The organism is Neobacillus sp. YIM B06451 (assembly GCF_032667185.1).
In the GTDB taxonomy this organism is placed as follows: domain Bacteria; phylum Bacillota; class Bacilli; order Bacillales; family Cytobacillaceae; genus Bacillus_D.
This window is the reverse complement of the sequence record NZ_JAVFKJ010000001.1, coordinates 631,208-645,642: the sequence shown is the minus strand read 5'-3', so window position 1 is coordinate 645,642 and position 14,435 is coordinate 631,208. Positions and strand designations below refer to the sequence as shown.

Sequence of the window (14,435 nt, the reverse complement as noted above, 5' to 3'; positions counted from 1 at the left end):
AAAAACCCCTTGCCAATTTGATGATTTTATCTTTGTCCGTACGTTTTGAATTTTTCTGCGAGTACAGCCATTTCCTCCTCAGGCAAAAGGACTGGTTCGCCAATCGCTTTCGTTTGGCAGTAAATCTGCGCGCAAAACTCGATTTCTTCGGCGATTGTAAAAGCGGTCGCGATATTATTAGCGCCGGCAATCAGTCCGTGGTTTGCGAGCAGGACGGCGCGCCGGTCTTCCATCCCCTTGAAGGCTGCCTCCGCGAGTTCTCTGGTCCCGAACGTAGCATAATCGGAGCAGCGGACATTCGGCCCCGCGTAGGCAACGAGATAGGAAACGGCTGGCAGCTCCCACCTTAGCGAGGCAATTGTTTTCGCGAATGGCGAATGCGTATGGACGAGGGCGTCAATATCGTCTCTCTTCCGGTAAAAAATCAAATGCATTTCGAGCTCGCTTGACGGCTTGCGGGCTCCATCGACCACGTTGCCCTCAAGGTCGACAACGACAATATCTTCTGGCGTTGTTTCAAAGTAGTCGAGGCCGCTCGGGCTGATGGCAGCGAGGCCTTTTTCCCTGTTAAAAATCGAAATGTTCCCGCCTGTCCCTCTTGACAGCCCGCTTGTGATTAGTTTTTTCCCGTATTCAACGATATTCTCACGTTCGTGTTGCAATAGCATGCGGAATCTACCGCCTTTTTTAATAGTTTAAGTTGAACTTCGTGCATAGCCTACACTGGAATGAAATTGGCTTAAGCTGGGTGTTGTCCAATTTTTCCAAAAGAAGGTTTAGTCTTGAAAAAGTTTCTTCAGGTTTTCCCTGTATGGCGCGCGGACGATGCCTTTTTCAGTGATGATGGCCGTTACGTTTTCGTGCGGCGTGACGTCGAAGGCCGGGTTGTAGACCTGGATGTCCTGCGGCGCGGAGAATTGCCCGAAGCGGTTGATGACTTCGTGGGCATGGCGCTCCTCGATTGGGATGTCCTTGCCGGTTTTGGTGCGCATGTCAATTGTCGGTGTCGGCGCGGCGACGTAGAAAGGGATGCCATAGTGTTTCGCAAGGATGGATACGCCAAGGGTACCGACTTTGTTGGCGACATCGCCGTTTGCTGCGACCCGGTCGGTTCCGACGATGACGGCGTCGATTTTGCCTTGCGACATGACGACCGCGGCCATGCTGTCGGTGATGACGGTTACATCAATTCCGGCGCGCTGCAGTTCAAGCGCGGTAAGGGTCGATCCTTGGAGGCGTGGCCTCGTTTCATCCGAATAAACCTTGATGTCCCAGCCTTTTTCCTTCGCGAGGTACATCGGCGCGGTTGCGGTGCCGTACTTTGTTGTCGCGAGCGCCCCGGCATTGCAGTGCGTCAGCAGTCCCATTCCGTCCTTCATAAGGGTAAGCGCGTGTTCGCCAATTTTGCGGTTGATTTCTTCGTCTTCCTTATGGATGGCGATCGCTTCTTCAAGCAATTTCGCCTTGATTTCCGAGATTGGGTGCTCCTGTAACGATTCGGCGGTGTTTTCCATCCGTTCAAGCGCCCAGAACAGGTTCACCGCGGTCGGGCGGGATGTGGCGAGATAATCGGACACTTCCTTTACTTTTTTCCAAAAGGGATCGAATGAATCTTCGGGTGCATCCTTGATGCCAAGGTACAGACCGTATGCGGCCGCAACGCCAATCGCAGGCGCCCCACGGACTTTCATGACTTGGATCGCATCCCAAACACCTTCAGCGGTTGTAAATGTTTCATAGACTATTTCATTTGGTAAAAGAGTCTGGTCAATCAGTGTGAGTCCATCATTTTTCCATTCAATCGTAACCAATGGTTCAGCCACGCCAAATCCCCCTTTTGTCTATCATGCTAGTTTCTTATACTCTCAGCATTCAGTCTATCACCTGCGGGTTAAAGTGGACAAGCAAAAATACGAACAGCGTAAATGCGAACAGTGCAGCTCACAGTTGAAAATACGAACAGTGCCTGGCACCACCCGAATTTTGTCGAAAGTGGGGCTGTGGGTGGAAGTTTTTTAGCTTACCAATCTATTCACCATTGCGAACAGTGCCTGTCACCACCCGAATTTTGTCGAAAGTGGGGCTGTGGGTGGAAGTTTTTTAGCTTACCAATCTATTCACCATAACTGTGTTATGTTAACTTCTTTACCGCATTTATTTTATAATTTCCTTCTTTACATAAATATTCCAGTATAGTACGTTTATTACGTAATCCGAAATAATAAGGAGTGATCGGGATGGAGTATCGCAGGTTGGGGAAAACGGGGCTGAAAGTGAGTGAAATCAGTCTTGGAAGTTGGCTTACATATGGTGGTTACGTTGAGGAGCAAAATGCGGAGGCGTCGATTGCCAAGGCGTATGAGCTTGGAATCAATTTTTTCGATACGGCCAATGTTTATATCCGCGGCGAAGCTGAAAAAGTGGTCGGCAAGGCGCTGAGCAAATACCCTCGTGAGTCGTATGTGCTTGCCACGAAAGTATTTGGCAAAATGGGTGAAGGCCCGAATGACAAAGGCTTGTCGCGGAAACATATCATCGAGCAGGCGAACGCAAGCCTGAAGCGGCTCGGCACGGATTATGTAGACCTTTACTATTGCCACCGCTATGACCCGGAAACCCCTCTTGAGGAAACACTGCGCGCACTGGATGACCTCGTCCGCCAAGGGAAAGTTCTTTATATCGGAGTAAGTGAATGGACTGCCGAGCAAATTACCGAAGCGGTCCATCTTGCAGATAAAAAACTGCTTGACCGGATTGTCGTCAACCAACCTAAGTACAGCATGCTGCAGCGTTATATCGAGGCTGAAGTTTTGCCGGTCAGCATAAAGCATGGTATCGGCCAGGTTGTGTTCTCCCCTCTCGCTCAGGGCGTCCTGACTGGGAAGTATAAAAAAGGTGAAGGCATCCCTGCCGGCAGCAGAGCTTCAGTTGAAGGATATGCGAACCTGTTCGGCCTTTTGACGGATGAGAACCTTGAGAAGGTTGAGCAGCTAAAAGGAGTTGCAGCCGAACTCGATTTGAGTCTGTCCCAGCTTGCCCTTGCGTGGATTCTTCGCCAGGAAAGCGTTTCGAGCGCGTTGATTGGCGCGAGCCGCCCGGAACAGGTTGTGGAAAACGTCAAAGCAAGCGGCGTCAAACTTTCAGCCGATGTGCTTGCTCAAATTGAGGATATTCTTCGCTAGATCAAGTAAAGCTTATCAATGACTGCAGGGGTAATGTTCTAATTTTACAAAAGTCGGGCTAGTTTAATTTGTGTGTTTCCAAGAAAAGATAATACTGGCACCCCCGTGATGCCAGCGTTTCACCAAAATCCTGCATAGAGGTGATAAAATGAGCTACAAGGATTATCTTGATCCGCGTTCAGGTCTTTTTCACCAGGCGTTTCAAAGCCGGAAGCACACAAAGTCACAGCTGAATGGCCAAACGAAAATGTCACAAACAGACATCATCCTGAGGAGCAACGCGAAAGCGCACCGCTGGTGATGGCTGGCAGGAGAAACGTGTGTGCGGCACCCTTTTTTGCGAAGGGGTGCCGTTTTTTTGTTGGGAAAGGCGGTGTCTCTGCTGCTAACTATTTATGCGATGGAGGGCGTTCTTTTGGGCACAATTTATCTGCTCTTTACTTGTGTCCAAAATGTGACAGTTTTCGATAAGTGGCTTGAAATTTTCGATATCCTAAAAAAATCTTTCGATATCCTGCCTGAAATTTTCGATATCTTTTAAAAAGTGGGCGATAAACTTTAAAAGGGTCCCTCCGCCAACCTAAATGGCCACAGGCTGATTCGAAAAGGTTACCTGTCAGCGTCAAAATCCCTGCTAATTTATAGAAAGTCCCTTCTGAATCCATAAAAGCTTCCTTAAAATGACTTAAAGTCCGTTTTAAAAGCCGTTGCTGCACCCGAGAGGCTCCAAGCAATTGAACAAAAGGCCGGCTAGCTAGTTTACCAGCAAAAACAGGCCTGCCTGCCTTATAACCTCTCCCCTCCTGCCACAAACTTCCTAAATTCTGGCTAAATCCCCCTGTACTGGCACCTATCTATTTTGACATTGCCCACTCTTTTGGTATCCTTCTGCTATAAGCTAAATCGATTGAAGGTTGATTTCTTATGGAAAAATTGCATCCTTTTTGGGATAAATTACGCCCTTATTGGGAAAAAGTGCGCCGTTTTTGGAAAAAGCGGCATTTGACTCAGATTCTTTTGCTGATCGCATTGATTACACTGCTCGTAACGATATTGTTCTTCGCATGGCTTGCGAGCCGCGCCAACGTGGAGTCCCTGAAGGAGGGGCTTAGCCAGTCCACGGTCATTTATGATAGAGATGGGGTAAAAGCGGCGGAAGTGACGGCCAACAGGATTGGCGGGATCAAGATTGACCAGCTGCCCGACCATGTGAAAAATGCCGTCATTTCGATCGAGGACGAACGTTTTTACCAACATAACGGTTTTGACATCCGTGGGATTGCGCGAGCGTTCTTCGGCAACCTGCTTGCCGGAAGGATTACGGGCGGCGGAAGTACGATTACCCAGCAGCTTGCGAAAAATGCACTGCTCTCGCCTGAACAAACGTATCGCAGGAAAGCCGAGGAATTGTTCCTTGCCGCGAAGCTTGAGGACACGTATAAAAAAGATGAAATTCTTGAAATGTACCTAAACCAGGTTTATTTCGGCAGCGGCGCTTGGGGAATTGGCTCCGCGTCGCAGCGTTATTTCAATAAAAACATTAAGGATGTCACTGTAAGTGAAGCCGCGCTGCTAGCGGGATTGCTCAAGGCACCTTCCGCCTATGACCCGTTCAACCATTATGACCGGGCGTTGGAACGGAGGAATGTCGTTCTCGCGAAAATGCGGGAGCTGAACAAAATTTCCGATGCGGAATACAAGCGAGCCGTAAAGGAAAAAATCGCTCTCAGCGATGGCGAGGGGACAAAGATTAAACGGAAATATCCGTACTATGTAGATGCAGTCATCAATGAAGCGATTAAAAAGTACGGACTGACTCAGGATGAAATTTTAACAAGAGGCTACCGGATTTACACGGAACTGGATTCTAATTTGCAAACATCACTCGAAAAAGTGTACCAGCGCGACTGGCTCTTCCCTCGCGGACGTGGCGGAGAAATCGTCCAAAGCGGCGCGGTGTTAATTTCACCGCAAACGGGCGGGGTCATGGGTGTTATCGGGGGCCGCGGAGAACATGTCTTCCGCGGATTCAACCGGGCGACCCAGCTTAAAGCGCAACCGGGATCAACAATGAAGCCGCTCGCAGTGTATACTCCCGCGCTCGAGGAAGGATACACGCCGGAATCCGAGCTCGTTGATGAACCAATGGAGTTCAACGGATACAAACCTGAAAACGTGACAAAAAGGTATTCGGGAAAAGTGCCGATGTACAAAGCGGCGGAACAATCAATCAATGTGGCGACCGTTTGGCTCCTGAATGAAATCGGCGTAAGCAAAGGTGCCGATGCGGCGGAAAGGTTCGGAATCCCGATCCAGAAGGAAGACCGGAACCTTGCCCTAGCGCTTGGCGGGATGCACCACGGCATCTCCCCTCTTCAGCTTGCTTCAGCCTATTCGGCATTGGCGAACGATGGGAAGCGGCATGACCCGCATTTCATCGTCCGGATTGTCGGCCCGACCGGCAATGAAATCGCGACCCACAAGAAGGAAACCGTAAAAGTAACTTCCAAACGGGTGTCGCGGGAAATCACTTCCATGCTGCTTGGCGTCGTGGAAAATGGCACCGGGAGAGCTGCTCGGGTCAGCGGACTCGATATTGCAGGGAAAACCGGTTCGACCCAGCTTCCATTCGCGGATATAAAGGGAACGAAGGATCAATGGTTTGCCGGCTACACACCGGAAGTTGCCGGAGCGATTTGGATGGGCTACGACCGGACCGACCTCGAGCATTATTTGACAACGAACGCTTCTCAGGGGACCGCCCCGATTTTCAAGGCAATCATGCAGGAGGCAAAGCCTTACTTGCAGGAAAAATCGTTTGGCATCGCTGTTGCCGGCGAGGAACCGGACCCGCTTTTTTCGAAAGAAGAACTCCTCGCCCAGACCGAAAAACTGAGGGAAGAAGTCGGCCAGGCGGCTGAAACGATCAAACAGGAAGCCCCTAAATGGAAAAAGGCGCTTGATACAGGCGTTGAAGCCATGATGGACGGGTTTGGCAGGCTCGCTGAAAAGATACAGGAGCTGAAAAACAGATAGGATGGCACCCCTCTTTCACCCATTAAAATAGGAAAACCCGCTAGGATTCAAAACTGCCTAGCGGGTTTTCTTTATGTTTCAAAGGCTATATGTAACTATAAGGCCTCGCCCAAATTCCATTTTGAGCGGCTACCTACTTTAGCTTTGAATCCCTTTTGCATAACAGCCTTGCATTCAACTAAACTAATCGTATGATCGTTTTTTTAAAAGGAGGAGCTATGAGAGCAGCGGATGTTTTAGTGAAGTGTCTTGAAAATGAAAGTGTGGAGTATATTTTTGGAATTGTCGGGACGGAGGTGCTCGCGCTGGCTGATTCATTGGCAAAATCGGACAAAATCCAGTTCATTAATGTCCGCCATGAAGAGGGCGCGGCGTTTATGGCTGATGTGTATGGGCGGTTTTCCCGAAAACCGGGTGTTTGCCTGTCAACACTTGGGCCGGGAGCAACGAACCTTGTGACCGGGACAGCGAGCGCGCAGTTGGACCACTCCCCTCTGGTGGCGTTGATTGGCCAGGCAGACATGAAGCGCCAACATCCGGAATCGCACCAATATGTAGAACTTGTCAAACTGTTCGAGCCAATTACGAAGGAATGCACGCAAATCGTGGACCCCGATACCTTGCCGGCCGTTGTCCGCAACTCATTCAAGCTGGCGGCCATGGAAAAGCCAGGCGCGGTGGCGATTGTCCTACCCGAGAACATTTTAACGGAGGATACGGATAAAATGCCTTTGGTGGCCACTCCCCTGCACGAGAGCGTGCCATCCGAAAAAGCCATCAAGGCCGCAGCCAAGTTGATCGAACAGCATAACAAACCTTATCTCCTTGTCGGAAATGGTGTGTTCAGGCAGGATGCTGCCGAGGAACTGAGAACCTTTATCGAAAAGCTAAAGGCGCCCGTTTCACACAGTTTTAAGGCGAAAGGAATTTTAGAACCTGACCATCCGCAAAATTACTTTACGTTTGGTTTTAACGAAAAGGACGAGGCGCTCTCCGGAATCGAGGAGGCGGATTTATTGGTCGTGATCGGGTTCGACTTTTCCGAAAAGCTGCCGAACCACTGGAACAAGGGAAAAACCCCTGTTTTGCACATCGACTCCCTGCCTGCGGAAACAAATGAATATTACCCGGTCACCGTTGAACTAGTAGGGAACATCGAGGAGAGTCTAAGATTGCTCAATCAATCAGAAATTCATGAGAAATCATGGGCTCCTTCCGGCAATCTAAAAGAATCTATTATGGACGCATTCAAAATAAAGCGGCAGCCCTCCGATTCTAGTGGCGGACCTTTGAAACTGGAGCAGATTCTTCAAACGATTGAGAGACTTTCTCCGAATGAGACAATCTTAATTTCCGATGTCGGAAACCATAAAGTTTCCATCGCGAGGACGTATCAGCCGAAAATGCCGAACAGGCTCGTCATTTCCAATGGGCTGGCGACGATGGGAATCGCGATTCCGGGCTGTATCGGAGCCAAACTCGCCTGCCCGGATGCCCCTGTCATCGCAGTCACCGGAGACGGCGGCGCCTTGATGAACTTTGCCGAACTCGAAACCGCCAAACGTCTTGGGCTTTCGTTCCTGATTATTGTCATCAACGACTCGATGTTAAAGCTCGAAGTGAAGCAAATGGAGAAAAAGTTTGGCGAGAGCTATGGCGTAAGGTTCCAAAACCCCGATTTTGTAAAATTAGCCGAAAGCTTTGGTATAGAAGGCAAGCAGGTTGCCACTTTGGAAGAGTTCGAAACCGCTTTTAATGACTACCTTTCCGAACCTGAAGGCATTTCCTTAATAGAATTATTGATGTAATTCCTTTTTTCCTTTTGCGGCTGGAATATGGACGGCTTCTACATGAATATGAAGGTAAAAAGGCAATTTTCGAAATGGACCAACCCCGGGTTTGATTTCGCAATTTATTTATACGTGAATTTCGTACGAGTTGTACTACTTGAAGCGTCCCGAAAGACGTAGTCCGGAAAGTTACCCAGGTAGGATGGCTTTTATTTTTTTAAAAAAGAACAAAACAGCCTCCACCCACAGCCACGCATACAGGAATGAAAAGAGCAGGATGCCGCCTGTTGCAGTAATTGAAAACGAACTGGACGCCATCGGACCAAGCACCGGGAAACGGAACACGTAGAGGAGAATGAGGATTCCAGCTGCCAAGCTAACCGCCCCTGAACAAATAATGGCCAATTTTCTCTTGCCAATCGTAAACGCAGTGCCTAGCCCAGCCCCGAGCAAGCCGGTTGTAAACGGAAAAACGAAAAGTTCACTCGGCTGAAGGACGACCAGCAGCAGGCACGTGATGAGATACGACAGTGTGCCGGTCCATGGCGATACGATAAAACAAAGCAAAATCGGTGCGGTCGCGAACGGGCTAACCACATACCCGATGCCTGGGAAAAAGCCGCCCGCCGATTGCAGGACAGCCGCAATGCCGGCGAGGAGCGCGCCGAAAACAAGCTTCATCGATGCTGAATAGCAACTAAATTTCACTTGGGCGAACTGAATATCCTGTTTTATTTCTTTTAAGAAAACCATTGGACCACCTCGTTTCCATACTATGCTCGCTACCCTACTGGATATTAATTGCAATGAGAATCGTATGTTTGGAAAATTGCCAACAAAGGGGAGGCTGAAGTGATTACAATCAATCAGAAGATTGTGGCGGTTAACCAACTTAACGCTATGAAGCCGTCCAGGCAAAAATTGAAGATTCTTCAATGGATGGGGAAATCGAAAAAGGTTTATCCGTTCGCGACCATCGGCGAATTGGACTTTGAGCTGGAGATGAGGCTTCGCATCATGCGAGCGGCCGTTTTGATGAATAAAAGCAATCCCGGTTTTGCGACGTTCGCAACGACGAGGTGCAATGAAAAGTATTGGTATCTGGATAATCGCGGCGCCATTATACTCAAACCAAACGTCCTGCCCCATACCGCGCTTAACGATATTTTTATAAACGGCAAGAAATACGCCTTCGAATGCGCGACTGCCATGTTAATCATCTTTTATAAGGCTGTGCTCGACTCAATTGACACAGCGATATTCAACCGGCTTTTCGCTGGGCTGAAGCTGTACGATTGGCAGTATGACGCAGACCTTGATCTAAAAATATTCAACAGCACGGACTTTTTGCCAGGGGATTGCCTCTATTTTAAAAACCCAGACGTCGATCCTAAAACAATCCACTGGCAAGGCGAGAATGCGATTCTATTGGACCGGAACCTCTACTTTGCCCACGGAATCGGAATCGTACCCGGGAAATTCATCATCGACTTCCTTAATACGAAAAGGAAGAAAAACGCCAAACGTGAAGCCTATCTAACCGATGTCGTAGCAATTCCGAACTTCCGCTATCTAAGCCAATTCCGTTGTTTGGATGACCGCGGGGTTTTCAGACTTCAAGAAATTTGCCATCCAGCAAATCTCATTGTCTCCGAAATCGGCACAAAAACGTATCTCCTTTGACCGCAACGCAAAAAGACGTATGCCGGAACATACGTCTTTTTCTTATGAATGCGATGAACTTTTTCGGTATTTCCGCACGATTGTGGAAGCACCGGCCAAGCAGAGCTTTACACCTTTAACACTTAGAAGTGCCAACGACCTAACGCTTGAACCAACCACAGTGGCGGCTCTTTTCACAAACGTTGAACATCCTGCCATGGAGTCCGCGAATCGTGATTTAATCTTGTCCAAGCTTCCATCATAAAACGATGCTTTCTGCCAGACAGGATTGCGGCGAATTTTAACTTCCCCTTTTCGGAAAAATTGGCCCACGGACAGGGAGAGCTTCTCCCATGCTGGATGGCTTCGCACCTTTCCTATTGCTGAGGCTACTTTTCGGAAAAATCGGCCAACGAACAACGAGAGCTTTTCCCATGCAGCATGGCTTCGCACCTGTCCTATTGCAACGGCTACTTTTCGGTAAAATCGGCCAACGAACACCGAGAGCTTTTCACATGAATGATGGCTTCGCACCTGTCCTATTGCAACGGCTACTTTTCGGAAAAATCGGCCAACGAACAACGAGAGCTTTTCCCATGAAGCATGGCTTCGCACCTTTCCTATTGCAACGGCTACTTTTCGGAAAAATCGGCCAACGAACAACGAGAGCTTTTCCCATGAAGTATGGCTTCGCACCCTGCCTATTGGACCTGATCCTTTTCGGGAAAATCGGCCCACAAACAGTGAAAGCTTCTCCCACACTGCATGGCTTCGAACCCCTTTAAAAGCTGCGGTACATCTTCCTGAAATCTTGCCTGCAAAACGGCCAGCATTTTGCCACGCAACATGTTTGTTTATTCTTCCAAAAACTCCTGCTCCAATCGCCGAAACCCTTTCAAGCATACCGGAAGCCCATCGCCTCCGTGTAAAATGAACTCGGCTGCGCCGCGTCCTCAAAGGTTCATCTTCCACATACCGTTTCCAGAAGTACTGTCCAGCCTCTTCAATAATGAATAATAAAACCCAAGCCCCGACAATCGTTCCAATTACCCAACCAGGCATAGGCATTCTCCTTTTCGGTCTGGTTTTTATACTCCTTTACCTCAAGGGGACAAACCTAAACGGAGCCCGGCCAATTATTCAGTTAACGCCATACGACTCTATTCATTCTGCAAACGGATAAACCTTAACCGGCACGGCCATTTTTTACTTCATCAAGCAAGTAAAAATCATTATTCAGGTACCAACTTAAACCGATTATCCTTTAAATTCGTTGGTAGGCATCCCTTTCACGCTAGGTTTCACCTTAAAAACTCCCCCAGCATGCGGGAACCGTTCCAGTTCTTCATCGGACATTCCATTCCTTGCAGTTGTAATGTACAGCTCCGAAAAATCCTGACCGCCAAACGTGCAGGACGTCACATTTACAGCTGGAACCCTGATTTCTTCCACCTTTTCCCCGGTCTCCGGATTCCATCTGCTCACTTTCCCACCGGCCCAATGCGCAATCCAAATGAACCCTTCCTCATCAATCGTCATTCCGTCCGGGAACCCTTCCCCGTCCGGAATTGTGACAACCTCTTTTGGTTCGTTGATTTCACCGGTTTCCAGCTTATAATTGTACCGGACGACTTTCCCGGTCGGCGTGTCGATGAAATAAAGATACCTGTTGTCAGGTGACCAGGCTAGGCCATTCGAAATGCCCAGCCCTTCAAGCTTCTTTTTAAAAGAAAGAGATGGCTCTAGGCAATATAGGGAACCGTTCTTTTCAGAGCCGTTATTATCCATCGTGCCAGCCCAAAAGCGCCCAGCGGGATCACATTTTCCGTCATTAAACCGGTTCGTATCCAAGTTGGTTTCCGGATCACAAATTGGCTCCAGCCCACCTGTCTCAAGGTTCAAAAAGTGGAAACCTGTTTCAAGTGCAACAACAGCTCCGCCTGATTCCCGCGGGACGATCGCACCTACCATCTGGCCAACATCAATCGCATTGTCATCCCCAGTACTCGGGTCATAGAGGTGGACCTTCTTTCCCTCGATGTCCACCCAGTACAGGACCCCCGATTTCCTGTCCCAACTCGGCCCTTCTCCTAGCACTGCCTTCGCGTCAACAACAAGCTCAACTTCTTTTTGCATGAAGATCCTCCTTATGTACAACGATTTCTTGCGCTCTGTTCTACTAAACCCTTTTATAAATATAAACAAACATCATTCACCAATGTCCATGTGATTAATTGAGCGGACTTAAGGGTAAATGATTATTCAGCCAGTTAGGCGGTATTTTTTTTCGGAAAGGATAAGGTTCATGGTTGAAAATAAAACAATGATGCAATTTTTCGAATGGCATTTGCCCGCAGACGGCAAGCATTGGAGCCGGCTGAAGGAGCTGGCCCCAGAACTAAAACGGATTGGAATTGATTCGATCTGGCTGCCGCCGCCCACGAAAGCGATTTCGCCCAATGACGTGGGGTATGCTCCTTACGACCTGTACGATCTTGGGGAATTCGACCAAAAAACAAGCGTCAGGACAAAATACGGAACAAAGGATGAGCTGATTGAAGCCATCCAGGCATGCCATGAAAATGATCTCAAGGTCTACCTCGATGTGGTCATGAACCATAAAGCCGGAGCCGACGAAACGGAAACGTTCCAGGTAGTCCAGGTGGACGAAATGGACCGGACCAAAGTCATCTCAGAACCTTTTGAAATCGAAGGCTGGACAAAATTCAATTTTGCCGGGCGCGGCGATGCCTACTCTTCTTTTAAATGGAACTACCACCATTTCAACGGAACGGATTATGACGTTAAAACCGGGAAAACAGGCGTCTTTCAAATACTCGGTGAGCATAAATCGTGGAGCGACCATGTCGATGACGAGTTTGGCAACTATGATTATCTCATGTTCGCCAACTATGACTATGACCACCCCGAAGTGCGGGAAGAAATGATACGCTGGGGAAAATGGCTCGCCGATACGACCAATTGCCACGGCTACCGGCTCGATGCCATTAAGCACATAAATCATAAGTTTATCAATGATTTCGTTCATACGATGATGGACCACCGCGGCGAGGATTTCTTTTTCGTCGGGGAATTCTGGAAGCCCGATCTTCAAAAATGCCGCGAATACCTGGACATCGTCGACTACAATATCGCCCTGTTTGACGTACCTCTTCATTATAAATTGCACAATGCTTCAAAAGCCGGCCGTGACTTCGATTTGACGACGATATTCGATGACACGCTCGTCCAGTCCCACCGCCGCAATGCGGTCACCTTTGTGGATAACCATGACTCCCAGCCGCATGAAGCTCTGGAGTCGTGGGTTGAAGACTGGTTCAAGCAAAGCGCATATGCATTAATCTTGTTAAGGGGCGCCGGCTACCCTTGCCTCTTTTACGGAGACTATTTCGGAATCGGAGGGCCCGAACCTTGCGATGGGAAAAAAGCTGCCCTCGACCCCCTTCTGTATGCCCGAAAACATTTGGCCTATGGCGAGCAGACAGACTATTTCGACCATCCGAACACAATCGGATGGGTGCGTGGAGGCGTACCGGAACACGAGAATTCGGGATGTGCTGTTCTCATTTCAAACGGCGACGAGGGCGAAAAACGGATGTTCGTCGGTGAGGAGCGCGCCGGCCAAATGTGGAAGGACATTACCGGCAACCGCCAAGACGAAGCGGTGATTGAGCAAGACGGCTGGGCAACGTTCCGCGTCAATGGCGGAACCGTATCTGTTTGGGCGGTTGGCTGATTTTACTTGAATGTATGGGAAAACCACTTTCCATCCGCCAAACAGTAAACCGGCTTTTCGTTACCATTTTAACTGTCAAGTTTATAAGTCGATACAAGGTAACTGAAAACGGCTTTCCCAACGAGGGGGAAAGCCGCTTTTTCTTTTTTAAAAATTGAAGTTGTCCGGATCGGGACCGACACGGCGATCCTCATTCAGGCCGTTGATTTTTTTTATATCGTCCTGAGAAAGTTCAAAATCGAAAACCGATGCGTTTTCAATGATGCGGTGTTCATTGATTGATTTAGGGATGGTGACCACCTTATTTTGTAAATCCCATCGCAAAATGACCTGGGCGACCGATTTATTGTATTTGCTGGCGATTTCCTTCAATGTTTCATTGTCTAGAAGCTTACCATGGGCAAGTGGAGACCAAGCTTCTAGTTGGATCCCCTGCTCGCGGCAGAATGCAAGAAGGTCACGCTGAGCCAATTGCGGATGGTATTCAACCTGGTTAATCATCGGCTTGATTTCCGCATCCTTCAAAAGGTCCTCGAGATGATGGATGTGAAAATTGCTCACGCCAATCGCCCTGACACGCCCTTCCTTGTAAAGGGTCTCCAGCGCGCGCCATGTTTCTTTGTACTTCCCCTTCACCGCCCAGTGAATAAGGTACAAATCAAGGTAATCGAGGCCAAGCTTTTTCAAGCTCGTTTCATACGCCTCGAGTGTAGAATCGTACCCTTGGTCTGAGTTCCAAACCTTCGAGGTAATGAAAAGTTCCTCTCTGCTGAGTCCATTTTCATCAAGCGCTTCCTTGATCGCTTTTCCAACACCCTCTTCATTTTTATAAACAGCTGCCGTATCAATGCTTCGATAGCCATTTTTAATCGCAGCTTTCACGGCCCTGACAACCTCATCGCCTTCCTGGACCTTATAAACCCCAAGCCCGAACCAAGGCATCTTCACGCCATTATGTAATGTCACCGTATCCTGCAAATGCTTCGCAGTCATCCTCATTCCTCCAGA

13 protein-coding genes are annotated in these 14,435 nt (G+C 48.7%); 7 read left to right on the top strand and 6 right to left on the bottom strand.

Going from position 1 to position 14,435, the window contains the following annotated elements; genetic code table 11:
- Window positions 1–26 precede the first annotated feature (26 nt).
- Both RB160_RS03100 and mtnA read right to left on the bottom strand, forming a co-directional pair.
- Entirely contained in the window at window positions 27–668 is a 642-nt protein-coding gene (locus RB160_RS03100; RefSeq protein ID WP_316568734.1) for an L-fuculose-phosphate aldolase, read from the bottom strand.
- Between the two features lie 108 nt (window positions 669–776).
- A complete protein-coding gene (mtnA, locus tag RB160_RS03095) occupies window positions 777–1,823 on the bottom strand; it encodes an S-methyl-5-thioribose-1-phosphate isomerase (protein ID WP_316568733.1) in 1,047 nt (348 codons plus the stop codon).
- 414 nt (window positions 1,824–2,237) lie between these two features.
- Here mtnA and RB160_RS03090 point away from each other — a divergent pair, with 414 nt between their 5' ends.
- From RB160_RS03090 to RB160_RS03070, 5 genes are all read left to right on the top strand, one after another.
- Window positions 2,238–3,182 (top strand): aldo/keto reductase family protein, encoded by a 945-nt coding sequence (locus RB160_RS03090; protein ID WP_316568732.1) that lies wholly within the window; start codon window positions 2,238–2,240, stop codon window positions 3,180–3,182.
- Between the two features lie 148 nt (window positions 3,183–3,330).
- Window positions 3,331–3,483: a YpzG family protein gene (locus RB160_RS03085; RefSeq protein ID WP_082306864.1), complete on the top strand. Its 153-nt coding sequence runs from the start codon at window positions 3,331–3,333 to the stop codon at window positions 3,481–3,483.
- Window positions 3,484–3,597: 114 nt separating this feature from the next.
- On the top strand, window positions 3,598–3,723 hold the full coding sequence (locus RB160_RS03080) for a hypothetical protein (protein ID WP_316568731.1): 126 nt from the start codon (window positions 3,598–3,600) through the stop codon (window positions 3,721–3,723).
- A gap of 383 nt (window positions 3,724–4,106) precedes the next feature.
- Entirely contained in the window at window positions 4,107–6,218 is a 2,112-nt protein-coding gene (locus RB160_RS03075) for a transglycosylase domain-containing protein (RefSeq protein WP_316568730.1), read from the top strand.
- Between the two features lie 218 nt (window positions 6,219–6,436).
- Window positions 6,437–8,026: an acetolactate synthase large subunit gene (locus tag RB160_RS03070; protein ID WP_316568729.1), complete on the top strand. Its 1,590-nt coding sequence runs from the start codon at window positions 6,437–6,439 to the stop codon at window positions 8,024–8,026.
- Window positions 8,027–8,197: 171 nt separating this feature from the next.
- Here RB160_RS03070 and RB160_RS03065 read toward each other — a convergent pair whose 3' ends face one another.
- Window positions 8,198–8,761: a YybS family protein gene (locus RB160_RS03065; RefSeq protein ID WP_316568728.1), complete on the bottom strand. Its 564-nt coding sequence runs from the start codon at window positions 8,759–8,761 to the stop codon at window positions 8,198–8,200.
- Window positions 8,762–8,860: 99 nt separating this feature from the next.
- On the opposite strand from RB160_RS03065, the gene RB160_RS03060 reads away from it, so the two are divergent.
- On the top strand, window positions 8,861–9,691 hold the full coding sequence (locus RB160_RS03060; protein ID WP_316568727.1) for a protein-glutamine gamma-glutamyltransferase: 831 nt from the start codon (window positions 8,861–8,863) through the stop codon (window positions 9,689–9,691).
- A 42-nt stretch (window positions 9,692–9,733) separates the two neighbouring features.
- On the opposite strand, the gene RB160_RS03055 is transcribed toward RB160_RS03060, so the two are convergent.
- Together RB160_RS03055 and RB160_RS03050 are read right to left on the bottom strand one after the other, a co-directional pair.
- On the bottom strand, window positions 9,734–10,732 hold the full coding sequence (locus tag RB160_RS03055) for a hypothetical protein (protein WP_316568726.1): 999 nt from the start codon (window positions 10,730–10,732) through the stop codon (window positions 9,734–9,736).
- A gap of 195 nt (window positions 10,733–10,927) precedes the next feature.
- Window positions 10,928–11,806, bottom strand: a complete 879-nt coding sequence (locus RB160_RS03050) for an SMP-30/gluconolactonase/LRE family protein (protein WP_316568725.1) — start codon at window positions 11,804–11,806, stop codon at window positions 10,928–10,930.
- Window positions 11,807–11,975: 169 nt separating this feature from the next.
- Here RB160_RS03050 and RB160_RS03045 point away from each other — a divergent pair, with 169 nt between their 5' ends.
- Window positions 11,976–13,427, top strand: a complete 1,452-nt coding sequence (locus RB160_RS03045; RefSeq protein WP_316568724.1) for an alpha-amylase — start codon at window positions 11,976–11,978, stop codon at window positions 13,425–13,427.
- 147 nt (window positions 13,428–13,574) lie between these two features.
- Here RB160_RS03045 and RB160_RS03040 read toward each other — a convergent pair whose 3' ends face one another.
- Window positions 13,575–14,420 (bottom strand): aldo/keto reductase, encoded by an 846-nt coding sequence (locus tag RB160_RS03040; protein WP_316568723.1) that lies wholly within the window; start codon window positions 14,418–14,420, stop codon window positions 13,575–13,577.
- Window positions 14,421–14,435 lie beyond the last annotated feature (15 nt).